General features: G+C 45.1%; 31 protein-coding genes and 1 pseudogene. 2 read left to right on the top strand and 30 right to left on the bottom strand.

Features of this window, described 5'->3' with window-relative positions:
* Positions 1 to 984 precede the first annotated feature (984 nt).
* The 30 genes and pseudogenes from NYE20_RS07295 to NYE20_RS07150 form a co-directional block, all read right to left on the bottom strand.
* A pseudogene (locus NYE20_RS07295) lies at positions 985 to 1,314 on the bottom strand (terminase); the annotation flags it as partial.
* A gap of 2 nt (positions 1,315 to 1,316) precedes the next feature.
* Positions 1,317 to 1,589: a hypothetical protein gene (locus NYE20_RS07290; RefSeq protein WP_003232665.1), complete on the bottom strand. Its 273-nt coding sequence runs from the start codon at positions 1,587 to 1,589 to the stop codon at positions 1,317 to 1,319.
* Positions 1,586 to 2,164 (bottom strand): YmfQ family protein, encoded by a 579-nt coding sequence (locus NYE20_RS07285; RefSeq protein ID WP_161621527.1) that lies wholly within the window; start codon positions 2,162 to 2,164, stop codon positions 1,586 to 1,588. The genes NYE20_RS07290 and NYE20_RS07285 overlap by 4 nt, the downstream gene beginning before the upstream one ends.
* Positions 2,148 to 3,194 carry a baseplate J/gp47 family protein gene (locus NYE20_RS07280; protein ID WP_161621526.1) on the bottom strand — a complete coding sequence of 349 codons (1,047 nt, stop codon included), beginning with the start codon at positions 3,192 to 3,194 and terminating at the stop codon, positions 2,148 to 2,150. The genes NYE20_RS07285 and NYE20_RS07280 overlap by 17 nt, the downstream gene beginning before the upstream one ends.
* Complete coding sequence (locus NYE20_RS07275) at positions 3,187 to 3,612, bottom strand: DUF2634 domain-containing protein (protein ID WP_101502036.1); 426 nt, start codon at positions 3,610 to 3,612, stop codon at positions 3,187 to 3,189. The genes NYE20_RS07280 and NYE20_RS07275 overlap by 8 nt, the downstream gene beginning before the upstream one ends.
* A 59-nt stretch (positions 3,613 to 3,671) precedes the next feature.
* On the bottom strand, positions 3,672 to 3,938 hold the full coding sequence (locus NYE20_RS07270; protein WP_069703541.1) for a DUF2577 family protein: 267 nt from the start codon (positions 3,936 to 3,938) through the stop codon (positions 3,672 to 3,674).
* A complete protein-coding gene (locus tag NYE20_RS07265; protein WP_069703542.1) occupies positions 3,938 to 4,915 on the bottom strand; it encodes a phage portal protein in 978 nt (325 codons plus the stop codon). Before NYE20_RS07265 ends, NYE20_RS07270 begins: the two co-directional genes overlap by 1 nt.
* A 15-nt stretch (positions 4,916 to 4,930) precedes the next feature.
* Positions 4,931 to 5,590, bottom strand: a complete 660-nt coding sequence (locus NYE20_RS07260) for a LysM peptidoglycan-binding domain-containing protein (RefSeq protein ID WP_033884962.1) — start codon at positions 5,588 to 5,590, stop codon at positions 4,931 to 4,933.
* Complete coding sequence (locus tag NYE20_RS07255; protein ID WP_161621796.1) at positions 5,583 to 9,581, bottom strand: transglycosylase SLT domain-containing protein; 3,999 nt, start codon at positions 9,579 to 9,581, stop codon at positions 5,583 to 5,585. Before NYE20_RS07255 ends, NYE20_RS07260 begins: the two co-directional genes overlap by 8 nt.
* A gap of 1 nt (position 9,582) precedes the next feature.
* On the bottom strand, positions 9,583 to 9,732 hold the full coding sequence (locus tag NYE20_RS07250; RefSeq protein ID WP_003239113.1) for a hypothetical protein: 150 nt from the start codon (positions 9,730 to 9,732) through the stop codon (positions 9,583 to 9,585).
* Positions 9,733 to 9,761: 29 nt separating this feature from the next.
* Positions 9,762 to 10,208: a phage-like element PBSX protein XkdN gene (locus NYE20_RS07245; protein WP_003232676.1), complete on the bottom strand. Its 447-nt coding sequence runs from the start codon at positions 10,206 to 10,208 to the stop codon at positions 9,762 to 9,764.
* Between the two features lie 90 nt (positions 10,209 to 10,298).
* Complete coding sequence (locus tag NYE20_RS07240; protein WP_003232677.1) at positions 10,299 to 10,742, bottom strand: phage tail tube protein; 444 nt, start codon at positions 10,740 to 10,742, stop codon at positions 10,299 to 10,301.
* A gap of 1 nt (position 10,743) precedes the next feature.
* Complete coding sequence (locus NYE20_RS07235; protein ID WP_003245369.1) at positions 10,744 to 12,144, bottom strand: phage tail sheath family protein; 1,401 nt, start codon at positions 12,142 to 12,144, stop codon at positions 10,744 to 10,746.
* Positions 12,141 to 12,359 (bottom strand): hypothetical protein, encoded by a 219-nt coding sequence (locus NYE20_RS07230; protein ID WP_003232679.1) that lies wholly within the window; start codon positions 12,357 to 12,359, stop codon positions 12,141 to 12,143. Before NYE20_RS07230 ends, NYE20_RS07235 begins: the two co-directional genes overlap by 4 nt.
* A gap of 3 nt (positions 12,360 to 12,362) precedes the next feature.
* Positions 12,363 to 12,803 (bottom strand): phage-like element PBSX protein XkdJ, encoded by a 441-nt coding sequence (locus tag NYE20_RS07225; protein WP_003232680.1) that lies wholly within the window; start codon positions 12,801 to 12,803, stop codon positions 12,363 to 12,365.
* A gap of 12 nt (positions 12,804 to 12,815) precedes the next feature.
* A complete protein-coding gene (locus NYE20_RS07220; protein ID WP_021479473.1) occupies positions 12,816 to 13,301 on the bottom strand; it encodes an HK97 gp10 family phage protein in 486 nt (161 codons plus the stop codon).
* The gene (locus tag NYE20_RS07215; protein WP_003232682.1) at positions 13,298 to 13,654 is read right to left on the bottom strand and encodes a YqbH/XkdH family protein; all 357 of its coding nucleotides are present in this window, start codon (positions 13,652 to 13,654) and stop codon (positions 13,298 to 13,300) included. Before NYE20_RS07215 ends, NYE20_RS07220 begins: the two co-directional genes overlap by 4 nt.
* Positions 13,651 to 14,034 carry a DUF3199 family protein gene (locus NYE20_RS07210; protein ID WP_021479474.1) on the bottom strand — a complete coding sequence of 128 codons (384 nt, stop codon included), beginning with the start codon at positions 14,032 to 14,034 and terminating at the stop codon, positions 13,651 to 13,653. The genes NYE20_RS07215 and NYE20_RS07210 overlap by 4 nt, the downstream gene beginning before the upstream one ends.
* A gap of 21 nt (positions 14,035 to 14,055) precedes the next feature.
* Positions 14,056 to 14,991 (bottom strand): phage major capsid protein, encoded by a 936-nt coding sequence (locus tag NYE20_RS07205; RefSeq protein WP_003232690.1) that lies wholly within the window; start codon positions 14,989 to 14,991, stop codon positions 14,056 to 14,058.
* 25 nt (positions 14,992 to 15,016) lie between these two features.
* Positions 15,017 to 15,844, bottom strand: a complete 828-nt coding sequence (locus tag NYE20_RS07200) for an XkdF-like putative serine protease domain-containing protein (RefSeq protein WP_161621525.1) — start codon at positions 15,842 to 15,844, stop codon at positions 15,017 to 15,019.
* Between the two features lie 19 nt (positions 15,845 to 15,863).
* Positions 15,864 to 17,351, bottom strand: coding sequence for a phage portal protein (locus NYE20_RS07195; RefSeq protein ID WP_032725514.1), 1,488 nt, complete (start codon positions 17,349 to 17,351; stop codon positions 15,864 to 15,866).
* Between the two features lie 3 nt (positions 17,352 to 17,354).
* Entirely contained in the window at positions 17,355 to 18,656 is a 1,302-nt protein-coding gene (locus NYE20_RS07190) for a PBSX family phage terminase large subunit (RefSeq protein WP_161621524.1), read from the bottom strand.
* Entirely contained in the window at positions 18,653 to 19,450 is a 798-nt protein-coding gene (gene xtmA / locus NYE20_RS07185; protein ID WP_029317665.1) for a phage terminase small subunit, read from the bottom strand. Before xtmA ends, NYE20_RS07190 begins: the two co-directional genes overlap by 4 nt.
* A gap of 117 nt (positions 19,451 to 19,567) precedes the next feature.
* The gene (locus NYE20_RS07180; protein WP_014479550.1) at positions 19,568 to 20,077 is read right to left on the bottom strand and encodes a sigma-70 family RNA polymerase sigma factor; all 510 of its coding nucleotides are present in this window, start codon (positions 20,075 to 20,077) and stop codon (positions 19,568 to 19,570) included.
* A 115-nt stretch (positions 20,078 to 20,192) separates the two neighbouring features.
* Positions 20,193 to 20,399 carry a phage-like element PBSX protein XtrA gene (gene xtrA / locus NYE20_RS07175; protein ID WP_021479478.1) on the bottom strand — a complete coding sequence of 69 codons (207 nt, stop codon included), beginning with the start codon at positions 20,397 to 20,399 and terminating at the stop codon, positions 20,193 to 20,195.
* Complete coding sequence (xkdD, locus tag NYE20_RS07170) at positions 20,396 to 20,746, bottom strand: phage-like element PBSX protein XkdD (RefSeq protein WP_021479479.1); 351 nt, start codon at positions 20,744 to 20,746, stop codon at positions 20,396 to 20,398. Before xkdD ends, xtrA begins: the two co-directional genes overlap by 4 nt.
* Positions 20,747 to 20,830: 84 nt before the next feature.
* Entirely contained in the window at positions 20,831 to 20,998 is a 168-nt protein-coding gene (locus NYE20_RS07165) for a hypothetical protein (RefSeq protein WP_003245588.1), read from the bottom strand.
* On the bottom strand, positions 20,998 to 21,798 hold the full coding sequence (locus tag NYE20_RS07160) for an ATP-binding protein (RefSeq protein WP_015252287.1): 801 nt from the start codon (positions 21,796 to 21,798) through the stop codon (positions 20,998 to 21,000). The genes NYE20_RS07165 and NYE20_RS07160 overlap by 1 nt, the downstream gene beginning before the upstream one ends.
* On the bottom strand, positions 21,698 to 22,534 hold the full coding sequence (locus tag NYE20_RS07155) for a phage-like element PBSX protein XkdB (protein ID WP_021479480.1): 837 nt from the start codon (positions 22,532 to 22,534) through the stop codon (positions 21,698 to 21,700). Before NYE20_RS07155 ends, NYE20_RS07160 begins: the two co-directional genes overlap by 101 nt.
* Complete coding sequence (locus tag NYE20_RS07150; protein WP_003232712.1) at positions 22,521 to 22,700, bottom strand: hypothetical protein; 180 nt, start codon at positions 22,698 to 22,700, stop codon at positions 22,521 to 22,523. The genes NYE20_RS07155 and NYE20_RS07150 overlap by 14 nt, the downstream gene beginning before the upstream one ends.
* Positions 22,701 to 22,878: 178 nt before the next feature.
* Here NYE20_RS07150 and xre point away from each other — a divergent pair, with 178 nt between their 5' ends.
* Entirely contained in the window at positions 22,879 to 23,220 is a 342-nt protein-coding gene (gene xre, locus NYE20_RS07145) for an HTH-type transcriptional regulator Xre (protein WP_003232719.1), read from the top strand.
* A gap of 162 nt (positions 23,221 to 23,382) precedes the next feature.
* The gene (locus NYE20_RS07140; protein ID WP_003232721.1) at positions 23,383 to 23,979 is read left to right on the top strand and encodes an ImmA/IrrE family metallo-endopeptidase; all 597 of its coding nucleotides are present in this window, start codon (positions 23,383 to 23,385) and stop codon (positions 23,977 to 23,979) included.
* Positions 23,980 to 23,994 lie beyond the last annotated feature (15 nt).

Genomic DNA, 23,994 nt, shown 5'->3' with positions numbered 1-23,994 from the left:
AGCACACGAAGAAGGGATGCTTGCAAAAACAATCTCTCTGTCAGTCAGAACGTGACCATTTAGATGAAGAGTATTTCCTACTTTACGATACTGAAGGGGCCTATCACCTGATTTAGCGCCGTTTTTATATGGTACATCATTCCAAGATATATCTTCAAAATCTAAATTAGTAATGACTTCACGCCAACCCGTGAATTCACCTTCTTTATGAATTGTTCCAATCCATGTACGATTATCAAAAGATCTTGTAGCGACAATTTTTTTTAATCCTTGCGGCGGAGCCAGATCTGCCGGTACTTCTGTAATATCATAGTAATACCAAGCTGACTTATCACCGCCTGGATGATTTTGTACAGCAGCACCGAAATAAAAACCTGTCGGTAAATCAAATAGGCTTCCCTCATTTTCAATCTGAATCCTCTGACCGTTTGTGGTTGTAAACGGATATAACTGTCCACTATTCCACTTCTTTCTTTCTAATGAAGATATATGGAGCGTTTGATCCTTAGCATGATCATTTACTTTTGACTGTGCCCCTGTTGTAGACTCAATCGGATACCAATTTATCGCAGTTTGATTCGCATTATAGTAGAACCACCAAGCATTTCCCTTTACATCTACTGCATAACCTACGCCAATTCCAGGCTGACCAACTAATTGCATACCGCGCAAGCTTGTGTCAGATGGGTTATCCGTTACAGCATTTGTTCCATAAAAAGACATAGATCCTGAATCTTTTAGAGCTTCATAAAAAGACCCAGAAGTTAGGTTGATTTTTTGTGTTCCATTGTCGGCTGTTATTTTGAATAGTTGTGAATTATCCCACTTAGTACGCTCATCTGATTTGATGTGACGGATTGAATCATTCGTATGTGAATTAAATTCAGCTTTAGAAGCTTGCTGTACATTATCAACATTCCCCAGCCCAACTTGTGCCTTTGTGACTTGGTTTGGATTATCTCTTCTTGCAGCCAGATCATCAGTGTATGCTTTTGCATTCCTCTCAGCTGTATCAGCCTTACTTTGAGAACCAGCTGGAGTTTCTTTTGCATTCCAGTTTTCACGCTCTGTCGATGTGATATGCCGCACCTGATCTTGCTCATGCTTGTCAAAATCCTTCTTCGCCGCCTGCTGCACATTATCCACGTTCCCCAGCCCGATTTGCGCCTTTGTTGTGTTGTGGGGGTTGTTCATGTCGTTTTTGTGGGCGGCCAGGTCGGTGTGGGCGTCTTTTATGCCTTTTTCCCAGCGGTTGACGTCATCTTCGTTGATTGGGTCGTCCGGAAGCCAGTCTGTTTTTTCTTCGTATGCCATGTTTACACCACCTCAAAGGTAAATCTGAAATCGAGTGTTCTGTTTTCGCTGACGTCCAGGTCAGTCTTTCTCTCTGTGATCACATTGCCCAGCTCGTCAAAAATTTGTACCGTTTCGATATGCTTGATGTCTTCCTCACGTTTTGTCAGAACGGTGACGGTCGCACCGTCAATGGCGAGCTCTACTATTTCTGTTTTTTGGCCGTTGAGCAGCACGTGATCGATTCTGCTTTTTAGATCAGCCGCTGTGCGTTCTCTGTATATGGTTGAAATCAAGTTAAGACCACCTCATTATTGTTAAGAGTGACAGAATAACCGACCTTGAGCTCACTGACTGTTCGGTATCTGCGATGATTCAGGATGACTGTGTCTTTGATTTGCAGCGTCTCGTTCAATCCGCCTCTGAGCGTATACGCCAAATGAGCGGGCTTCATGTTTTCTATCGCTTCGATCAGCTCATTCATGTGCTGGAGGTCATCAACATTGATATCGACGTTAAATCGGTATTCGCCGGGAATCAGGCGGACCTGTGCAGACGGGTTTTTCAAGAAACGGTTTACCGCCTGCTCAATGGCCCTGTATGTGATTGGCGGGATGTTCGACATTTTGGAAATGAGCCTCAATCGTCTGATCTCATCAGTGTCACCTGATTCCCGCGGTACGTTTAAAATCTTTTCCCAGCGGCTGAGCCCCCATGTCGCCGTCGGTACGAATAACTGATCCGTCAGATCAAATATGCTGTCATTTTGTTTATCAAACTCAGGCGCTTCCGCTTTCAGCAGCTCAGCCATTTCTTTAAGGCTGGTAAGAAACGGCGGCAGATACGCTGTCATGTCATCTTGTTTGCTCAATGATCTTCACCTGCCCAAGCTTAGGAATTTCCACGTCGCTCAGCACCAGATTTTCAGACGTGCCGTTGATTTGAATATTGGAGTAGTCACTGACTGATGGTGAATTATAGACGATATTGTTAATTTGAGAAAGGCGGATGACGTTATCTTCAAAAGCCATTTTCTTAAAGAGATTTAAAACGCCTTCCTCAATTTCTGACTTCACTTCGTCAATTGAGTGATTGATCTCAGGCAGCACTTCGGCAGAAATCTCAACTTCTTTCCAGACCGCGCTCTCCACTGTGACAACGGCTCCGATTGGCGCCTGTCCCTCTCCCTGTCCTGGTTCAGGGTCGATATAATCTTTCACTTTTTGAATTAAAATATGAGAAGCGGGCTCAAGATTCGCATTGGTGACGACAATTTTGACAGTGCCTTCACCGTTCCAAAGCGGGAAGACCTTTGCCTTTCCCACACCGTCCACTTCCTCAGCCCACTCTTTATAATGCATTTTATTGGCACTGACGGCCTCACGCCGAACCCTTGTAAAATACCGTTCTCGCAAGCTGTCATCTCCCTCTTCCTCGCGCCCCGGAATCAGGATTTCTTTGACAATGGCCGTTTCTAAACCGGGAATGGTATCCAATGACAGTAAATTGCGTCCGGTCAGATTGGCGTTTCCCGCTTCACCAGGTGTTTCACAGATGAGCGTCCCGTCTGCCGTATATTGAAAATAAAGATTATCCACGTAAAAGCGGGAGCCGACAGGAATAGTAACTCCAGATGTAAACTCTCCCGCTCTGACCGCCTTTGTCGCGGCTGTCCGTTCAATTCCCGCTTCCGCTGCACGCCTGTCTAAAAATTCGCCTTGTGCGGTATCAGAAAAAACTAGCTCAAGCACAGTATCCAGCCATATATAAGACTTCGCAAGCTCGGCCGCCGCTGGGGCTAACGCATTATAAATGACGCTGCCTTCTCTTGTGTCAATATCTGCGGAAATGCTGTTCAGCATACGCTCCATAATATTTTCAAAGGTCTGATCTTCAAACATGTTCGCCAAGCACCTCCTCAATCTCAAGCGTCCCTTCATCCGTCTCCACTACAAAGGACACATGAAACGCGTCGCCTTGTTTTTCAATCTCAAAATCTGTTACAGCCGATATCCGGTCATCATAAACCAGCGCCTCTTCTATCAGCCTCGGAATCTCCATCTTTTTATACGCATCAGTTGTCTCATGATCTGTCAGCACGTCCTGAAGCTCATTTCCGACATTATGGCTATATACGGCATACGCATAGCGTTCTGTTTGTAAGGCGATATACACGAACTGCCTGATCGCTTCAAGCCCGGTAATCAGCTCATTCGTAATTCTTCCGTTTTCAAAATCTATTTTATACGTTTGCGAGGTTTCAATGACTTCGCTCTCATCTTCAAAATCCTCAAACTCTACTTCTGGTGTCAGGGCCATGATGCCCACTCCTTTTACATGCTAAATATAAAAACCCCTTCGTACTGAAGCGGTTTTGTCTATACCTTATCTAAAATAAAAAACGATTGCCCGCCAGTCAGAGCCGCGGTCATGAGGCGATCCCCCGGCTCGAGTGCATCGTCTCCTCCGGACTGCATCCGTTTTGGGATAATGATGGCGTCAGCCGGTATGATCAGTTTGCTGTTTTCTTTTAATTTGATTTCCACAGGAGAAACCGAAACGACTTCAGCCGGGAGCAGTTCTACCGGAGACTCAGCGTCAATTGCGCCGACTGCCAAATGTTTTATAGCCTCACTTAATCTCATCAGGATACTCCTTCCGGCATCGTATTCTTTTCAACAACATCGATCGTCATCGTATGTTTCGTTCCTTTAAATTCATGCCGGTCCGTATCTACCCAATAGGTTTTCTTGATGCCGGCCTCTGGAATCGAAATATAGACGGGCAAGCCGCTCTGCACTTCCGGGATGCCCACTGCCTGAATATTTTTCAGTTCTTTTTTCACGCCCTTTTTTTCAGCAAGGCTTACATCTGCCCGCTGCTGAAGCTGTGCCTGGTTGATGTCATCCGTGACCGTTTCCGTATATTGAAGCACACCGTATTTATTTAAGCCTGATCTGTCCTTGGCAGAGGCTTTATATGTCTTATTGTCCTTCTGCCGGCGAAGCACCACCCGAGTAGCAGTGTCGTTTATAGAAGTGCTGTATTGGTAGCCCGTGATATTGACGCCCGTTTCAAGCACCCATACCTCTGACGGATCTGGCCAAGCGCGCAGACCGAGCTTTCCTTTTTCCGAATACAGCTGGTAATGTCGTCCTGTCTGGCTTTTCGTCTGTTTCAGCGCTTTTAATATGATGTCATACAATGTCGTATCATTTTTAATGACAAGACTTTTGATCGTATGGCCTGTGTTTGCGATCGAGGTTGTCGGTATCTGGAAGTCACTAGCAATCCTTCTGATGATCTGGTCGGCCCGCTGATTGGAAAACACGTACATATCCTGGTTTTTGACCAGGTACTGAAGCATGTCATAGGCGCTGAAGGCAAGCGTATGCTCGTCCGGGGTTCTTGCAAAAACAATGCCCCGAAACAGCTCTTTTCCCTTCCATTTAAACAAAACCGTATCTCCTTCTGAGACACTGTAATACGTCTGGTCGCCCTGCTTGGTGACGATGGTCGCTTCAATAGAGCGCGGCGCCTGATAACGGTGGCCTTCAAGCGATACGCTTTCAGCAACCAGCTCAAGCCACTCTGTGTCTTTAATGACGAACAGTTCTATCATCATACATCACCTGTTTCATTGCGGTATCTTTAATTTTTGGCCGGGAAAAATCCAGTGGCCCGGCTGCCTGATGTTCCGTTTGCTTCGTTTGATCATTGCTGTTTTATTGGCGTTCCAAATTTTGCGCCATTGAGTGCTGTTCCCGTAAAATCTGCCTGCAATGTCCCATAGCGTGTCTCCCTTTTTCACTGTGTACGTCTTCGGCGCAGCCTTCGACGGACGTTTTGCCTTTGTTTTTTTCTTCTGCTTGATTTTCCGCGGGGAAGCGGTTTTGTATTCTTTTAATTGAATATCAAAGGTGCGATCACCTATATCCTGCTGGCCTTCGCTATAGGAAAAACCTTCAATACTGCATGTTAAATTCACTTTAGTTCCCGTAATCAAAAACTGAACCGGTTTTTTGGCCTTCATCCATTTTTCAATTTTTGTTATCGCATTTTCCGGCGACGGGAAGGTTTGATATTCAGCTATTGGGCTGTATTTCTTCGGAAAAAACGAAGAGAACGAAATTTCTTTCGCGCCTTGTTCGTCAATAAATGTAAGGTCACCGAACTTGGCTACTTTAACCGTCTCATTCTGAACCGTATTTGAAATATTTAACTGGTCGGGAAGAACGGGGAGCCGCAGCTTGTCCTTCCCTTGTGAAATCCAAAATTCATATACGGATTTAGTCAAATGCAACGACTCCCTTCGTGCCAATATTGATATCCTTTTGCAGTTCGTCTATAAGCGCCTGCTTGATTCTCGCTGCAAGGGTTTCAGCGTCCTGTCCATTATGGAAGTGCTGGTCTCCGTTAAACTCAATCTTTATTTCTTTCATTCCGGCTGTTTGTATCGTTTGCCGTGTACCGGATGTAACTGCTGAAACTTGTCCTGAAGAAAGCTCAGACTGCTGGGATTGAGACGGATCTGTCACTTCCATACCAAGAGCTTGCGCAGCTCTCTGAAGGAGGTAGCGGCCGCGGATGCCCCGTTCCTCTGGGATGATCCATTCCCGCTTGTTTCCTTCACCGACACGGGCGATTTGTTCTTTTGTAATCAGCCCGCCGTTTGCGTAACCGACATACGGTCCGCCATGATTCAGGCTTTTAATACCCGGCACATTGTTGATTGATCCATATCTGCTTTTAATGTAGCCGATCGCAGCAGCTGCGTTGTGAATCGGGTTTTTAATGTTACCCATACCCGGTGCTTTATGGTCATTAAAGGTGCTTGGGATCGTCTGCATCAGCCCTTGTGACGGATGCCCCGCTTTTGCGTTGCTGTCCCACAAGTTAATTGCATTCGGATTGCCTCCGGATTCATGCTGCGCAATCGTCATGAGTCCCGGTAGCCAGCTCATCGGTGTCTTGGTGGCCATGAGAGCAGCCATAATCCATTGTTTTACGTTCCCGCCCATGGCTCCCATTCCGGAATAGGCAGCCGCCAGTGATCCGGCTTGTTTTTCAGCAAATTTCTTTACATCTACTGAGCCAAGGCCTTTGACAACACCAATTGAAGCAAAACGCCCCAAGCTCATCATGACACGGGAAGGTGAATGAATATCTAGCTCCTCACGGAAAGCCTGCTCCACTCTCTTGGCCATATCCTTTGCTGCTTGTTTTACTTCACTGGATTTAGAATTCATGCCTGTCACAAAGTTTCCGATCAAACCGGAGCCCCAGCTGTTCGATGTGTCTTTTGAACGCAGGAACGGTTTGTCAACATGTGTACTCACATACTGTGCAGTCCCTGTTTGGGTTGAGTTTTGTCCTTGCGCAAAGCCTTTGACCGTTCCTGTGCCCCATGAAGACGATTTGTTCACAGTGGCTTGGTACGGCGTTTTAACTTTTGATTGCAAAAAGCCGTCCGTTCCGGTTGCAGTGCCGTTTTGGCCCTTGGCATACCCGCTTACCATTTGTTTACCGTAATTTGGTGAAGCAGAAATCATTTGTGTAAATGGCGTATTGATGTTTTTCTTTTTCCAGTCTTCCATTTTGACAGGTTGATCGCTGATGCCTTTACCAAAGCCTTCTGAAAATTGCTGTCCGAGTGTGGACGCTTGGCCTGTAAGATTTGCAGTGTTCATTGCTGGTGAGGCTGAACCTGATAGAGGACTGACAGCTGCTCCTCCTGAAACAGATGCTGGACTTCCGCCAGAAGACGAAGCTGCTCCCATGTCGTCTACAACTTGCATACCCAGCTTAGACGCCGCTTGTGAAAGAAGCATCTTCCCCCGGCCTCGGTTGTTATCAACCGGGATAACGAATTCCTTGCCGGCTTCACCGATCCACGAGATGGTTGGTTTGGTGATGTAGCCGCCTGTGGCGTTCTGATCTAGTGCTTGTTGAAAAACAGTCATATTATTATTTGATGGAGATTGAGCAAAAATGTTATTAGTAGTTGGTTTGGAACTAGTTTTTTTCTCTTTCGAGTCCTTTTTGCTTGGTTTTTTCTTGAGGTGAGTAACTTCTTCCCCCCTGTGTATTACTTTTGCAACGAAACCACCAACTGAATCTTTTAAATCGAATAGCCATTGAAATTTCTCAGCAATTTTCTCTGATACTTTAACCAATGGATCTTTCACATGTTCATTAAACCAAGTTTCAATTCCATCCCATGCATCCTCAAAAAATTTCCTTGCATCATCGAATTTTTCTTTTATTGAAGTTTTAATATCTTCTACTTTTTTGACGATCGGGTTCCATACATTATCATAAAACCAATTCGATACCCCTGTCCAAATATTGGAAATCATTGTCCATGCATCATTGATCTTACTCCAAATCCATGTTGCCGCAGTGGTTACGGCTTCACTTACAGGATTCCACACATTGTCCATAAACCATGTTGAAACAGTAGACCATATGCCTGAAATAACCGTCCAGGCGTTGCACAACCCAGTCCATATCGTTGTAGCAACATTAGTAACTGCTCCGCTTATTGGATCCCACACGTTATCCTTAAACCACGGGTAGACAATGTTCCATACTGCCAATATGCCATCCCATGCATAGGCAAACAATCCTACTATAAAATTAATTACAGGTACAGCAACATTATAAATAGGTGTAAACACATACTGGTCAAACCAAGTTGAAACTTTACTCCATGTATCTTCAATCCAAGTAATAGCCCCATTGGCAGTATCAGAAATGGAGTTCCATTTTCCACTCCACCACTCTTTGTTAAATAGTGAATTGCTTATGCTCTCCTTTAACTTAGAAGTATCAAACATCTTACCAATGTTCTTACCTGCTTCTTCGCCGCCGATTCCGCCTACTAACCCGCCGCCAATTCCGCCGATTGCCCCGCCGATTGCTGTACCTTCCGGACCAACGAAAGATCCAATCGTTGCACCAGCTTCCGCTCCGGCTGTTGCACCAGCTTCCGCTCCGGCAATGCGTCCTCCAATTGAACCAACCTTTTCGCCAGCATTATCTTTATTGATTCCAGCTAAATCAAACACTGCTAAAGCAGATCCTACGTATGGAACAGCCTTTCCCATTCCTCTGAACGCTTTACCTAGTTTGGATGAATCTTTCCCTAGCGATTTTAACCCTCCAAGCCAGTTCTTTAACTTGGAACCCGAGGTCCTAGGTGCACTTTCAGCAGGTGTGCCGCTCTGGCGTCTTCTTATCACCTCTCCAGGAACCTTGAGTGTTCTGTTTGGAGCCTTTGTGGGACTTTTCTTTTTTCTATAGTTTTTTTTATTTTTAGTGCCCGGGCTGATACCGCCTTCACAGCAGTCACAGCAACAATTTCCTCCTGTATTACGGTTAAGGACTTTTTTATCTGTGTCAGAATTTTCACCAGAATCGTCCTTTTTTTGTGGTCCTAGAATTTTATCAATGATCTTATCAAACACATCATTTTTCAGCTTTTCTATCAATCTCTCTTTGAAACGATCCAAAAAAGCTTTGCCTATTTCATTGAGCGTATCTTTGATCCAAGGCCAAGCTGATTTTGTCCACCAATCCTTCAGCCAGCCTTTTATTTTTCCGACCCAACCAGGTTTTTGATCTGAGCTCTTATCAGAGCCTTTATCTGAGGATTTGTCTGATTCTCTCTTAGAAGTTTCTTTGTTAATCGGGCTTTCTTTTTTATTGATTTTGTCTGATACTTTTGTTTTAACAACCACTTTTACATAATAGGTTTTTTCAAATTTCCTTAGAAGGGCTGTTAATCGATTAACTGTTTTGGTGATTTCATCGATGACCTTTAGTTTGACTGTGTATCCTTTTTTCAAATTTTTCTTAATATAACCGATAATCCTTTTAACTGTAGAAGTAACCTTGTCATCTGGAATCAAAAGGAATGATAGCTTTTGATAAGAAAGCATCTTCTTTATTTTTTTATACGCAGCTGCTGTCCGGTCTACCAAAGAGACAGTCAGCTTCGTTTCTTTCGGCAGCCGTTTAAGTTTTCTTTCAATTGCATCAAGCTTTGAAGTGACTTGGTCATCAAGTACAACATTAATTTCAAGCGATTTCGCGAATTTCAAAATGATATAGTCGTTTATTTTTCTCAGCCGGTAAAATGCCTGATCTTCCGCTCTGATACTGATTTTGATTTGCCGATTAATGGTTTTGACTTTTTTTTCGACCTCTTGGAATCCTTTATGTATCCGTTTTAGTTTTTTAGATACCTTGTCTTCGAGATCAAAACGGGCTGTTAATTTTGCGATATTAGTTCCCTCCTCTCCTTGATTCTTTTTCTAATAGATCTAGCTTATAACCTATCAACCCAAATAAAAGAGCTTTAAAATGTTTTGGTGCTTCATATAATTCAAGAAGTTGGGATGGCGAGTAATGAAGCTCATGCATTGCATAGTACAAATACACAGCTTCCTTATCGCCATCCTTTACTAGTTTTTTGCTTCTTCTTCTAGATCTTCAAGATCATCTTCAAAACCATTGATTTCAATTGCTTTATTCAGCCAGTTCGCATACTCTCCCCCAACAGATAATACACGTTTGGCAACTTCTACCGGATCCGCAGTTTTGTATGCTTCCCTTAAATCTTTTGAACGAAAATCAGGATAAATAGTAGATTCGATGGCAATTCTCGCATAAAAGCGCTGGGAGTCTAAATCTTTGACACGGCCGCGGCCTTTCACATTTTTAAATGTGGTGTTTTCTTTCTCTAATTCATCAATACGTTCAGTAGTAATTGGTTTTAAAATAAACGGAATGACATTCCCTTTTTTATCAACAAAACGCTTTGAGATCGGCACTTTGATTTCCTCAGCTTCAATTGTTTTTCCCGGCATAAAAAAGGAAAGATCATATACGTTTTCGTTCTTCTCGCTCATGTAAAAAACTCCCTTGTCTATTGTTTGGTTTCATCTTTTAAAAACAGACCTTTCTGAGAAAGGTCTGCGTATGGGCTGATTCAGCTTTGATTAAAACGTGTCAGATAGCTTTTCAGGGACGTCGAAGTCTTCGAATGTAAATGGAACTTCTTCCTCTAACGCTTCTGAATCGACATCAAGGCTTGCAATTTTGGCAGAGTCAAAGTTGACGTCGTACAGCGTGACTCGCTCTGTGCCCCGGCCGGAGGATTGATCATCCAGCACAGCTTGGAGCGTGAAATAAGGGTCGCTGCCTTTTTTGACATAGTCCATCATCAATAGCACGAATTTTGATGTGACTTTGTAGAACGTTGCGGTCCCTGTTCCATTTGCCCCTGTTGTTTTATGGCCTGTCATGCGGCGGCCCATAATGTTGACTTCGGATTTGTTTTTCTCAACGTTTGCTTCAAATGTTTTGATGTGCGCCATTTCCTCACCATCGAGAAATAAGCGGCCTTCTTTTCCTGAAATTGTGTTTTGTGCTTTTAATGCCATATTAGTTTACCTCCACATTAAAGTAGAATTTTTCTGCTGCGTCGACAGGCTGAACAGCCAGGTCAATCAAGAAGCCGTCACGATCTTCATTCATTGAAATTGTGATATCTTCATCAGAATCAAAGCCAGTGATGCCGCCCGCATCCTGAAGCGTTGTCATGTATTGCGTGATCATCGTTTTTACATACTGCAGTCCGTCTTCAGATGCCGGGATATCGCTTCCGCTGCCTTTTCTTGATTTAATTAAGGCTTTCAGCTCGCGTGTTAAATCATTATTCACAGCATCCAGGACACGAACGATTTTGTTCTTCGCAAATTTCTTGTTTTTCTCAGCTGTGAACGTCACGAGTGAGTTAATGTCCTTTTCTACGCTGACGGATTTATCACGGGCGTCGAATGTGAATAAAAATTCACCTTTGCCCAGACGTTCAACAATCGTATCGTGGTCGAGGCGGTGTAACACATCAACTGCGCCTTCGTACTCTACAAATGTAAGTGATTGGTTAAAGGTTGCTCCTGCACTCGCTCCAGCTACCCAAGCTGTTGCTTTGTCGGGTGTAACTTCCGTGCCATCTTCAAGCAGCACACCCTCAGTTACGTTGATGATGCCTTCATAATCACCGGCATAATTGGCTGTGACGCCTTGCACTTTTTGTCCTTGGCCGTCGCGAAGGCGTTTAATGAAAGCAGCAAACGTCGCCTTCAACTGGTCACCTTCTGCAACAGGCAGCGCAATCACATCAAAGCTCTCCGTTTCAGCCGCGGCTAAGAAATCTGTATAATCGGAGTTGACAGGGGCTTTATCCGTACCGCCAGATAAACGGATTCCCGCGGATGCATTCAGCGTCTCAGCTGCAGTGTCTCCTTCTGATCCAGTGAGAGGAATCGTTGAAGAAAGATCGCCTGTTCCGGTAAAAGTGACATAGCCGTTAGCTGTTAATTCTTCAGCCTTTTTGACAGTCTGTTTATCAACCTCTGATTCGTCCATATATGTTGTCACATCGAAAGAATTAGCATCCAGCACATTTTGATTGATGCGGATGATAATGTCATTTCCTTTTGTTCCGCCATATACTGCAGTTGCTTTGACGCCTTCAGCAATATCAGCAGACGCTCGGACACCTTCGGTTAGACGGTACATCAATACCGTTTTCGCATTTTTCTTCGCTTCACGCAGCAGCAATAAAGACGGGTCATCAATGCTGAGGCCCACTTTTTTGTTTAGGTCTTCAACGCTGGAAATGGAGACGAACGTTTTCGCTTCGCCCCAGCTTGATGCGACCGGAAGTGCGACTGTTCCCCGTTCACTGAGTGATACCCGCTCCTGTGCCGTCGTTTTAAAGTTAAAATAAATGCCTGCACGTTCTTTTTCTTTGCCTGTTGTAAATGTTCCGCCATTCATGATGACATGACCTCCTTGGTTAGAAATGTTTGAATCAATTGGTTGGCTTCTGATTTCGTCATACGTGGTTGATCCACGCCAAATAAAGCCCCCTGAAGAATATCCGGCTTAACGCCGAACAGTTCCTTCGCGTGCTTAATCAAATCCGCTGTATCAAATAGAGCTTCTCGGCTCTTTGTATGTACAGCCTTCTTCTGTTGTTTGTCCTTTGACACCGTTTATTTCACCCCGCTGTTCATGTCGATATCCTGTAAGACAGGCTGTTCTGTTTTGTGATAATAATATCGGCTGCTCCACCTGATCACCATGGCCGCCTCGCCCCTGTCCCCTACCCTTGTCTCGATTTGGGAGATGCGAACCATATCCCCCGTCTTCTCACCGGATTCACTCAGCAGCGGAATCATATTTCTCGCTTCTCTGATGGCATCCGCGAGCCTGTCCGCTTCATCCAGTGCCTGAACGGAGTCCAGATGAAACAGTTTTACATTGAGACTGTAGGTTTTTTTAAATGTGGAGACCGTATCTGTTTCCTCGAAAACAGATGGTGGCGGGACGTATAACGACGGCACCTGAAAGTGATCAGGAAGCTCGCGTTCATAAATGGGAACAGACCACCGGCTGTACAAAAACGCCATGATCGATCCTGTTTCACTGTTCATCCTGCTCCTCCTTTACAGCTTCTTCAGCCACTGGCGCAGTTTGCTTTCCAGCGATTTTTCAAACAGCTGTTCATATAAAAGCAGTGCATGATCCCAGTAGCCCGTGCCCGGTATCCATTTTCTCTTGAGCGCCATTCCCGTTGAAGCCGCTGGATCATAAATAAACCGTGAGCCTTGAAAACGCCCCGGCACCCATCTCACATCTTGTTTTGACGTCCAATGGCCGTCATTAAGAAATGAGGAGTAATCAAGCTGTGTCCCCACCTCAAGCGAAAGCCCGCCGCTTTGCACAATCCAGAGATTGTCCTCTGCGCCTTTCTCAAAGGAACTGAGCAGTTTTTCTGTATCAATCGTTTGTGTGCTGATGAGTTCAGATTGGACGATCTCCAGAAAATCTTGCCCGCACTCCTCAAGCCACCGGGACGCCTGTCTGGAAAAACCGCCTGAAGCCGCTTCTTTTAATGCCGTGTTCAGCTGTTTCAATCCCGCTATTTTCATAGGCTTTCATCCCTGACTGCGACGACCTCCCAATGATGATGCCTGATCCTTTTCGGCAGCTTTAGTATATATTTATGATTCTCCCAAATGATTTTATCGTTCACTCGGATGTCCGCTGACAACGGAAAATGGACGAGAAAGCTATGATATACAGTTTGATCCGGCTTCTCCTGAATCAGCTGCTGTGTTTTTTCGGTAAAATAACAAGGGACATCTTGTTCATCGGGTGTATCGGGATATGAAATCACCGGCTGCAGCCTGTCTGCCGGAATCCCAAATCGGCCTGCAGACGGCGCTTGGGCTGCTTCATGATAAATGTCGCAACGGTGAATGAGCATCTGCTTGTAGCTCATAAAGATCTCACCTTCAGTCTGGAGGATTCAGGGACGTAGCCCGGCTTGATAAACTCTTCGAGCAAATGATACACCTCAGGCCGCTGAATCCCGCCTTCTCCGGAAACCGTGTAGGAATAATCCCCCATTTTCTCAGACTGATAGCTTGATGAGGCAGATTCATCGCTGTTGACAAGCGCAAAATACTGGGCAAGCTTTACTAAAGCCAGCTTCACCTTACCGGGCAGCGGATCATACAAGCTGTCTTCAAAGCGGTGGCCCGTGATGAGAGCCGCTTCTGCTTCCGCCTCGATGATATCCTGCGCCAGCAGCTCTTCCGGCCTGTTTTTCACCCGATCATAGACCGAATAGGAGGCTACGTCAGTCGGTTCAATGAGCATGAGCTGACCACCTCGTTTCTATTATTCTTTTACGTTAATTAATTTCGCGCAGGCATCCTCTTCCTCGAACTTGCTGTCCAGCTTGGCCGTTAAGACAATAATGAATTTACGGGAGCGGATGTCTTTGTCGACTTCAATTCGGATATTGCGGGAGAAGCCGAGAATGATATTTTTCGGATGTGTGAGAATGATATCAGAAGCGTCATATTGCGCGTCTCCCTCACCGACTGTGTACGGCTGAATATTGGATACTCCTTTGACCGGTACGCCGAATGCTGTTGACAAGCCGCCCTGAACAGCCTGGTCCCCAAGGTTTGTCTGGCGGTCTGCCACGCGGTCCTTCCATTCAACTTCTAAGCCGTGAGACGTATAGAATCTGAATTCCTGAGGGATGCGCAAATATTTTGGCGGAACTGCCTTTAAGCCTTTCTTGAATGTCGCTCTGGACAGTTCTTCACCGTTCATGTCAACGATATGGGAAACCGCCTGTTTACGGATGCCGTCCAGCTGTGCCAGATACGGATCAGCTGATGCTGTATCACCGTTAACGATCAGCTCTTCAATATCAACTGCTGCGCGCTCTGCTAAAATTTGCATGATTGTCTGCTGCAGGCCGTCTTTTTCAATATTGTTTTCAAGTGTGTCATACGTAATGTTAATTTCCGCAATGACTTCCTTCGTGTTCAGCTGGACAGTGCTTGTCGTTGGAACTGTCAGCTCGTCGTTTGACAGTGCTTTTCCTTCTTGCGCAGCCCGCAGAATACGCTGGCCGAAGCCGATTTTCTCAAATTTTTGCGAGTCATTTTCCATTTGAATCACGCGGGATTCACTGAAAATGGTCGGCGTGTTTTGCACCATGCGGATAAAAGCCGATGCTTGCGCAGGGTTCATAAGCCCGCCGCTTTTTAAAGCAGAAAGCGACATTTCCGCTTTCCGAATGATCTCTTGATTTCTCAATTGATTTCCTCCTCCTTGACTGGTTTTACAGCAGTCCGCTCCAGATTGATTTTTTGACTTGCTCTGTATTGCCGCCCGTATCGTCCGCTGTCTGCTTAGACGCGCCTCGCGCTTTTTCCAAAGCCTCGATGCGTTCGATCAGCGGGGCAAGCATGTCTTCAACGAGCTTTTTCAGACGCTCGTCATCACCCGTCTGCTCCGGCTTTTCCTCCGTGTCTGTGTTTTTTTCAATCCGCTCAAGCCGTTTGAGCAGAGGGTAAAGCGCATGCTCGAATGATTCTTTCATGTCTTCTTTTCTCATTTCTTCAGTCTCCTTCCCTGTTTTGTCAGCAAGCATTTGCTTGAATACACTAAAGAACCCTGCTTTTTCGACCGGTTCTTCTTCATACACATCTGCAGTGCCAGCCATGCTGTAGCCGGTGATAATTCCAGCCTTAATCTGTTCCCACACCTCGTCAGACGCTCTTGTCACGAGTACCCATGAGCCCTTTGTAATCCGCTTTGACCCGATCATAAAATCATCGGGCGCCACATAGGACTCGACCACGACGCCGGTTCCGCCCTCAAAGTTGTGATTGATATCAATCTCCCGTGCCTCCGCGAGAAAACCGTGCGCCGCTTTTTCAATTTCCTCGGCGGTCATAAAATCGCCGTGGGCATCAGGAACATCAGGCTCATACACGATTCCGTACACGAGCTTTTGTTCATCCTGCTCACTTTTTGTAAACAGCCGAACCTTTTTTTCAAATGACGGAGGTTCGGCTGACTTCATAAAGAAAAATTCTGTCTGGTTAGCCGCCTTGTCCACATAACTGACAAAGCTGATTTTGGCATTTCTTAATTCTCGCGCCACCTGCTTGATTCACCTCCCTTCAGGACGTTTTGATATCTTCGATGCTTTCTTTCAACTCCTGCATGAGCGCAGTCAGGTTTGTCTTTTCCGCATCCTGTCCTGCAGGCCGTTTATAAATGTCCTCCGGCCACTCCTCCAGTGTTTTGCCAAGCACCCGTCCGGCAAGGTCGCGTAAATCATTCGGCGAGACTGCTCCTGCTGTAATAAAAGGACCGAGCACCTTTGCAATCTCAAGCGGATCACGAAAGTCTGGTCCTTTTAATGTCAGCCTGACGTCATGGATATTCAGCTCCGGCAAAAGCAGCGTATTCAGTTTATTCACGAGCGTTTTTCGCTCCGGCTGAAAAACCTGCTCCTCCGTAATTTTTCTAGCAGTATCAGCTGTCGCCCGGTTGTATTCCTGGGCCTCGCCTGTATACAGCGGCGGGAGACGGAACGCGGAACGCAGCTTATTTCTGCTTTTTTCATCGTATTCAAGAAACAGGGCGTCGTTTTGGAGAATTTCAGCCAAGGATTTGATTTCCACGGAAACCGGCGTAATATCCTCGCCTCCGTGGAGATCCTTTTCTTTTGCGATTCCTTCCGCTTCGATCAGGAGAAATTTATGGGCGTTTTCAACACCTTCAAGATCATTCATGTATTCCTGCAGCTCCCGGTAAGAAGCTTCAGACAGCATCCCGTTTTCCACTGTAATCGCAGCGGGGACGTGACGTCCCTGCTTAAAATACATAAAATTGAGCTCTTCTGCTTTTCGGGCCCCGTATAAATTGACAATATTGCCGATCCAGCGGGGTACACCGTATACGCCGCTTCCGATTTTGAGGTGAATGGCTTCATTTGCTTGATACTTCTCTGCCAATGTGTTTACATATTCACCTGTGCGAATATCCATTTTTCGCGGATCGCCGTATTCTTTAAAAAATACTTTCTTTCCATTGATCATCTGCACATATTTTCGGAAGCGTTTTTGCCTTTTGATCCTTTTCATTTTCCCGTTTTCTTCATATACGAATGAAACCTCTACAGGCTCGCCTGCTCCGCATACACGCATATATTTCACATCTAAATATTCGATGCCGGCAGGTTTTCCCGCCCCGTCGCGAAGCACTTCCATAAATCCGTTGCCTGTTTTTTCTCTGTCTTCGATGGCATAGCCTAAAATCATTTCAGCTGATTCATCAAAGTGAAGACATTTATAAAAGGCTTCGAGTCTGGCCCAGTCTTTTTCCGCTCTTTTCTTTTTTGCCTGATCGACATCACTTGCGTTGACATCAAATGTGTACTCAACATCGAATCCAAAGCCTGTAATATTCACTCTGTACGCATCAATGCATTGCTGAAGAATGGTCGAGTATTCGGCAATGGTTTTGAGCTCGATGATATTGTAGGGCGGAGCGATAATGTCCTCTCCGTACAGCTCAGAAAAGTCATCTTCATAGATTTGCTTTGTTTGTGGAGCCGCGGCATTGGCTTTAAATACAGTTGCTCTGACTGTTTGATTGTGCATGATTTATGACCTCCTCCTTTCTCTGTTCGGCCGGATTCGTTTGTGTGCTGTCTCTTTCATATCAGCAACCTCATAATCATCAAGCGCATACCAAATGGCAGAAAGCGTATGCGGGTCAATCGTGAATTCATCCTCAATCAGAGCTCCGTTTTTATCTTTGGCATACGTAAGTGTCTTGAGCTCATAGATGACATTTTCACAGCGATCCGAACAGAAGATTTTTTTGAACCGTTTTACCTTTTTGGTATATTGAAGCCTGGAGCCGGGAAACTTTCTGGCTCCAACCATCCGAAAGCCCTGCTGGCGGAAATATTGAATGCTTTTCGGCTCAGCCGAGTCGGCTTTGATCAATTCCTGTGTCTCAATAAACTCACGCAGCTCCTCAGCCGTCCTGTCATCTGTCATTTTGTTTTGATAATACTCCCAATAAATGTAGAGGTATTTTTTTTCAGGATCTACAGCAAGCCGGACGACGGCATTATAGGATTCCTCGAATCCAAAATCCATGCCTGTACGAAAGATTGGCTTGCTGATGTCTGCGATACATTTTTTCACTTGATCATGCGGGAGTACCTCGAACTGCGGCAGCACCCTGATCCCGTTGACGCCGAATCGTCCTTTGCGGGCAATCCGGTACAGGTCAGGATCATACTCTTTGAGTCCGTCAAGCTGTTTCAGATAGCTTTCCGGGAGAAAAAGATTGTCGTTAGCGGTGGAATGATGGTAATACGTATCTCCCTTCACAATTGTCCGCTTTTCGTAAAGTTCGCTGTCATCCAGCACAAACCGTTTCTTGCGTTCATCCCGAAAAAAATGCCTATACGTCCAATTGGAGGTGCCGACGGGATTGGTGGTACAGATCATATGAAGCTTCAGCTCAGGATGGCGAAGACGTCCGATTAATTCCTTGAACCCCTCATACTTCACCTCTGAGCACTCTTCAATCCATATTAATGAAATGTTATGAACCGATTTTAATTTTGCCGGATTGTCCATTCCTTTGAACATGATCCGGCTGCCATTGTGAAATCGCAGCTGCAGCGGGGAAGAAAGAGATGCCACAGCCTTTGTGAGACCGAGCTCTTCGATCACCTCTTGAAACAAGGCGAAGGTCGAATCCCGATGGGTATCGAACACCTCCCGGATCACAAGGGCCGTCCGTTTTTCCTTCAGCAGCTTTAGCACGATTTTCAATGCGGTATGATAGCTTTTGGAGGAGCCGTAGCCGCCGACGAGAAATTGGTACGTCTGCTCCCAATTGAACACGTAATCTTCGAAATGAGGATTGATTTCTTTTACAATCATGACTTGCCCTCTTTTCGTTTGATCATAATTTCAATCGGCTCCTGGCTGTCATCTGTTTTCTCCGCTTTTTGTTTGGCAAGCTTCAATTTCTCATTTTCAATTTTTTGTTTAAATTGATCTGGAAACAAATCAAAATATAAGGACAGCTTCTCAAGCGCCTTCATTTTATCTGCAAGCTTGATGGCAATGCCTTCTTTGCCAAGCTTTGCTTCCGTTACAATGGTGCCGTCAACGAGCCCCGAGTCTTTGACATCGACAAAGCTGATTTCCTTCATAATCGGGTTATCATCTTCATCAAACAGCGGACCCGATTTCCCGACAGCCTGGACCTCTTTTTTTCCAAAGGTCACATAGTCCGTAATATCCGCAAACGCGATCTTGATATAAACCTGCAGCACATCCATCGCTTCAATAAACATCTCATTGACCATTTCTTTTTTTATGCGTCTGATTTCAGCAGCGACCTTTTCGTTTTTTAAGAGCCGGCTGCCCGTCACATGAGCGCTGTCCGGAGAATAGCCCGCTTTGATTGCTGACTGTGTGGCATTGAAGCTTTTGACGTAATACAGGCAAAACAGCCGCTGGCGTTCATTTAATTCATCGTTGTCTATAGGGCGCTGTTTTTGTTCGTTTTTGGATGCAGAAAACAGCGCCTCTTTCCATTTGTCTTGTTTTTTCCAGATGCCGATTGTTTTCGCGGAAACACCGATTGTGTCCGCAATCGCCCGATTTGTGATCTTTCCTTGATGTTGTTGATAGATTGCTAATGCTTGTTCGCGCTGTTGTGTTTTCATGCTACGGCATCACCGCCACCTCCAGCATGGTTGTTTATTCATAAAAGCGGCTGATCATGCCAGCCGCTTATGTGTCATGCTCTATTCACTTATAGGTGGCAAACGTATGACAAGCTTTCAGGCAAGTGATCGATTCATTTCTTCCTGCTGTCTTTGCATCTTTAAACTCGCCCGTTTAATCGTCGTTTGCACTGTCGATTTTTTTACGCCGAGAAGATCGGCGATCCGTTCATAAGAAAAACATTCTACCTTATGCAGCAAAAACATTTCCTTTTCTCTGTCTGTTAACAGGGCTAATGCTTCTCGAATTCTCTCTCTGTCTTCTTCTGATACCTGTCCGTCCGGCTCAAACATCATAGCGCTGGAAAATGATTCGATGATTCTCGGGTCTTTGATCATCAGCCGCTGGTAGGCATCACGCCGGTCAATCGCCCGTCTGATGCCGGGCTGCCTTCCTTTTTCAAGCCATTCTGTTACATATTCAAGATCAGTAATCATATTTCTGATGATTTTTTTATCCTTCAGCTCTTCAGCTGAGAGCACGGATTCATCTGCCTCAGCGAGCGGTTTATATTGTATTCTTGTTTGTTTGAGCGTGCGTTTATATTCAAATAGTAAGTCTTGCATTCTATGATCCTCCTTATTTTTGGCAAATAAAAAACGGACACCAATCAACGCACAAATGCTGTGCAGTTGATCAGTGTCCGCAGGCTTTCCGTCTTGGACGTATTCTGTTTTCGCTTTAATTTAATTTGTAGCCGATTTCAAATTCCACACGGGCAAGGTCGCCCTTTCTTGTTTCGACGAGCGTTTTTCCATGCTCGGGCGCTTCTGTGATCCATGCTTCTTGCTTGATGCCATCCACAATAATGACACGGATTTTCCCGTCCTCCAGCTGGCTCTTAAGCGTGACGGAATCAATATGCTGCAGTTTTTTAGGATGAATCATGTTTTATTTCCTCCCCTTTTCGGTGCAGCGCTTGCTTCAGCTTTTTCTAATAGCTGAATGATGCGCTCCTTTGAATGAACAGAATTCCCTTTCAGAAAATCAAGCGCTGCTTTAGACGCTTCCAGCAATTCAGGCGCAGCGGCCATCAAAGCGGCATTGCTTTTTTGCGAATAAGAGCTAAGGTCAAATACAGCGGCAATCAGCCGTCCGTTTGAATATGGGAATCTTTCTTTTTCTTCTTCACTGTAAGCTGAATAAATATAGATCGGTTTCGTATCCCCGCACGGGACAGCACGCCACGGCGCAGGGCTTTTCTCTGCCTGTTTTGTCTTTGCCAACACTTTCACTTCCCGTCGTCCTTATACCATTGTTCAATGTTTTTTTCTGTTCGCTTTGCCCGAAACAGCAAAGTGATTAGAGCAGTCAGCTGTTTAATCATAGATATTCAGCCTCGCTTTTCCCGCTGTCAGCATTTGCTCCAGCTTTTGAATGACAGGCGTTAAGTCAGTGCCGGATCGGCAGTTCGGACATGGATGAAAAACGACTCCAATACCGGTATGTTCCACAATGACTTTCTTTGTTTGACAAAGCTTGCACATTATCTGACGCCCTCCAATCTATGGTTAAGCTCGTAGGCTGCTCCTTTGATAATCACTAAATAGTCACTGCACATCTCATAGATTCTCGTGCCGAGCGCTTCATCGACCCGTACAAGTGCTTCAATTGTCAGCTCGCTCGAAAGCAAAATCGGTTTATGATTTAAGTAGCGATAGTTGAGTACCGAATACATTTGCTCTAATTGCCAATCTGTAGCGCGGGGTTTGCCGTTAACCGGTTTAAACAGATCATCAATGAACAGCACATCCGCCTGCTTCATCCGGTTCAGCTTCGCTTCTAATAGGGCAAAATCATTTTTCAGATCAGTAAAGCCTTCCACGAACGGAAAATAAATGACAGGCACATAGCATGTTCTCATTAATTCGTTGGCAGCGGCAGTCAAAAGGTGTGTTTTCCCTGATCCGGGCTGTCCTAAAAGGGCAATGCTGTTTTTTCGGCAATCCTTGATTTGTTCATAATCGGCAACATACTCTTTTGTACACTCAAATGCGTCTTTTATGGCCTGCGGCTTTCCCTCCGTGCGGAATTCCTTGAAGCCGAGCTGTCTGAAAGCGTGGGTAATCTCACTTGCACCCAGCAGCCGCTTCACTTTCCGTTCTGCCATGCAGCTGCACATCGTCCAGACTTCCAGGCCATTCTGCCTGACGAGATAACCTCCCTGATCCTTGCAGCGCAGGCAATCATACCTGCTTGCGTCTGATTCGGCCGGTTTGTCCGCCAGTAATGGACGTCTCCCTCTTCTCAGCTCGTCCAAAATCTGTTCGATTGTTCGTTTTGTCATGTTTTTTCATCCTCTCATGCTGAATTGCGGCATTCTTTTTGGCTTGCTGCGCGAAAAATCTGTCTTCAATGAATTTCGAGCAGTAGCGAAAAGCCTTGATTGTTTCAGAAGCGGCGGTCCGCCGGTTTTCAAAAGCCTGAAAGCATTCTTCAAGCCATTTGATTGTTTGCGTGACAGGAACGCCGATGGCAACAATGCGGGCGATGGCTTGATAATCTCTTGAGGAAGGATACACGGTGCGTCCTTCTTGAGCCGACCGTAATTGTGTAAACCGCTTCGCAATGTGATCCACTGCATCATCAGCAGCAGTATATTTGTTTGTTTTATCTATATCTGTACGGTCGTTTGTGTCCGGTGTCTGCGGCGAAAATGGCCGTTCTTTTAGACTCCCGTGTACAGTATTGTCCGATCTGAAGCTGAATTTTTTGGAATGCTTGACCGAAATCATCAGTCCGTATGGCGCACGGACGGCCTTTATGTAATCATGGTTTTCGAGAAGCTCCAGCCATCTTCTGACGGTTTTTTCACTTACGCCGAAGACTGCCGCCATTTCTCTCGCTTTTAACGGCTTATGGCCGAGTACGATGCCCCAGCTTACGCCGTCTTTTTCGATTTCTTTTGTTGTTGAGCTGATAAACCAGAGAAACAGCCATAGCGCCGGGCCCATTTTGTCATAATGTTCTGAATTCAATAACCCTGAATACGTCGGAAAAGGATAGCTTTTATCGTTTTTCATTGTACGCCGCTTCTCCCTTTAACATCATGTATGCTTGAAACTGCTCTTGCGTTTCAAAGTGGAACACCGGAAGGCCGCATGCCGTAAACGAAATGGTGCCGCCGGATTGTCCGAGATGGCGCTGATCTATGGGATTTTCACTAAAAACAATTTGGATTGGATACATGTGATCACTCTCCTGGTTTGTTTTCGATACATTTCGTATCAACTGTTACCAAGTATAAACGATACAAACTGTATCATCAAGTTATTTTTGATACTTTTTTTATCATAACTTTATTTTGATACATATTGTATCTATAATCATAAGTAACGTAGGGAGTTTAAAAAAGAGAGGTCATAGTATGATAGGCGGCAGATTGAAGAGTCTCAGAGGGAAAAGGACACAGGAAGAAATCGCATCACACATCGGTGTGTCACGGGCACGATATTCCCACTATGAAAATGGGCGAAGCGAACCTGATTACGACACACTCCAAAAGCTGGCTGATTACTTTCAAGTAACGACTGATTACTTATTAACGGGAAAAGACAAAAAATCCGATGACGATATGTTCTCAGATCCGGACCTGCAGCTTGCATACCGCGATATGCAGGATTTTTCCCCAGAAAGCAAACAGCAGGCCATCGAATTTATCAACTATTTAAAAGAAAAAGAGAAAAACCGCAAACCGAAAAATAAATAAATCGTTCTCTGTTCTCTAAAACATATAAAAAGTAGACCGATATAAAGAAAAAAGTGTTTATTTTTTAAAGAAAAGGGAAAGATTTCTACACTACTTTCCAGTCCTATACGGGCTTTTCTTTCTCGCTAAAAACAGAACAAATGTTCGAAAGGGAGTATTCAATTGGGCGATTACTTATCACATCTGGAAGAATACGTTAAAAATTTATACGGCCGGCTGGGCATCACATCCCCTCATCACATTGACATGCTGAAAATCGCAAAGGATCTGGATATTTGGGTGCATTTTGAGGATATGGGGAGCATGATGGTGAAATACGACGGCATGTACAGTATCGTATTGAACCAAAAAAAGTCACGGGAAGAGCAATGGGAGGATTTTGGCCATGAGCTGTGCCACGTGTTAAAGCATGCAGGCAATCATTTTCAGATGAACAAGCTCTTCAGAGAGCTTCAAGAATTCCAGGCAAATCAATTTATGTACCACTTCTGTGTGCCAACCTTTATGCTGTTGCAGATGGAACTGCCGCAATGGAGAAGCCAGGCACTCGCCACAATTGCGGCGGTATTCCGGGTAACAAAGGAATTTGCTGATAAAAGGCTTGACATGTTTGAACGGCGTAAAGCAGGTATTCAATTTCAGAAGCGGCTCGCTTATTTATTATCTCACAAGCGGCCAAATGCGTACGAGGAAGGCGATCAGCAGCACTTGCAGGTGGCTGAGGAAAAAGCGTTATATCATATTGGCAAAAACATCTGATCAAATACGGGCTAA

Origin of the sequence: Bacillus sp. FSL R5-0416, assembly GCF_037975425.1 — a bacterium.
GTDB classification, from domain to species: domain Bacteria; phylum Bacillota; class Bacilli; order Bacillales; family Bacillaceae; genus Bacillus; species Bacillus subtilis.
The sequence above is the reverse complement of the archived record's forward strand: the minus strand, read 5'-3'. Positions and strand labels throughout refer to the sequence as shown.

What these genes read in the sequence shown, in the direction of transcription:
- NYE20_RS07155 (WP_021479480.1), bottom strand. Translation starts at nt 22,534, where the DNA reads ATGAAAAACGATAAAAGCTATCCTTTTCCGACGTATTCAGGGTTATTG.
- NYE20_RS07245 (WP_003232676.1), bottom strand. Translation starts at nt 10,208, where the DNA reads ATGAGCGAGAAGAACGAAAACGTATATGATCTTTCCTTTTTTATGCCG.
- NYE20_RS07270 (WP_069703541.1), bottom strand. Translation starts at nt 3,938, where the DNA reads ATGAGATTAAGTGAGGCTATAAAACATTTGGCAGTCGGCGCAATTGAC.
- NYE20_RS07210 (WP_021479474.1), bottom strand. Translation starts at nt 14,034, where the DNA reads ATGCTCATTGAACCGACTGACGTAGCCTCCTATTCGGTCTATGATCGG.
- NYE20_RS07235 (WP_003245369.1), bottom strand. Translation starts at nt 12,144, where the DNA reads ATGAATGGCGGAACATTTACAACAGGCAAAGAAAAAGAACGTGCAGGC.
- NYE20_RS07225 (WP_003232680.1), bottom strand. Translation starts at nt 12,803, where the DNA reads ATGAACAGTGAAACAGGATCGATCATGGCGTTTTTGTACAGCCGGTGG.
- NYE20_RS07150 (WP_003232712.1), bottom strand. Translation starts at nt 22,700, where the DNA reads ATGTATCCAATCCAAATTGTTTTTAGTGAAAATCCCATAGATCAGCGC.
- NYE20_RS07265 (WP_069703542.1), bottom strand. Translation starts at nt 4,915, where the DNA reads ATGATAGAACTGTTCGTCATTAAAGACACAGAGTGGCTTGAGCTGGTT.
- NYE20_RS07215 (WP_003232682.1), bottom strand. Translation starts at nt 13,654, where the DNA reads ATGAGCTACAAGCAGATGCTCATTCACCGTTGCGACATTTATCATGAA.
- NYE20_RS07195 (WP_032725514.1), bottom strand. Translation starts at nt 17,351, where the DNA reads ATGCACAATCAAACAGTCAGAGCAACTGTATTTAAAGCCAATGCCGCG.
- xtrA (WP_021479478.1), bottom strand. Translation starts at nt 20,399, where the DNA reads ATGATTCATCCTAAAAAACTGCAGCATATTGATTCCGTCACGCTTAAG.
- NYE20_RS07220 (WP_021479473.1), bottom strand. Translation starts at nt 13,301, where the DNA reads ATGAAAATAGCGGGATTGAAACAGCTGAACACGGCATTAAAAGAAGCG.
- NYE20_RS07240 (WP_003232677.1), bottom strand. Translation starts at nt 10,742, where the DNA reads ATGGCATTAAAAGCACAAAACACAATTTCAGGAAAAGAAGGCCGCTTA.
- xre (WP_003232719.1), top strand. Translation starts at nt 22,879, where the DNA reads ATGATAGGCGGCAGATTGAAGAGTCTCAGAGGGAAAAGGACACAGGAA.
- xtmA (WP_029317665.1), bottom strand. Translation starts at nt 19,450, where the DNA reads ATGAAAACACAACAGCGCGAACAAGCATTAGCAATCTATCAACAACAT.
- NYE20_RS07160 (WP_015252287.1), bottom strand. Translation starts at nt 21,798, where the DNA reads ATGACAAAACGAACAATCGAACAGATTTTGGACGAGCTGAGAAGAGGG.
- NYE20_RS07190 (WP_161621524.1), bottom strand. Translation starts at nt 18,656, where the DNA reads ATGATTGTAAAAGAAATCAATCCTCATTTCGAAGATTACGTGTTCAAT.
- NYE20_RS07280 (WP_161621526.1), bottom strand. Translation starts at nt 3,194, where the DNA reads ATGTTTGAAGATCAGACCTTTGAAAATATTATGGAGCGTATGCTGAAC.
- NYE20_RS07180 (WP_014479550.1), bottom strand. Translation starts at nt 20,077, where the DNA reads ATGCAAGACTTACTATTTGAATATAAACGCACGCTCAAACAAACAAGA.
- NYE20_RS07165 (WP_003245588.1), bottom strand. Translation starts at nt 20,998, where the DNA reads ATGTGCAAGCTTTGTCAAACAAAGAAAGTCATTGTGGAACATACCGGT.
- NYE20_RS07275 (WP_101502036.1), bottom strand. Translation starts at nt 3,612, where the DNA reads ATGGCCCTGACACCAGAAGTAGAGTTTGAGGATTTTGAAGATGAGAGC.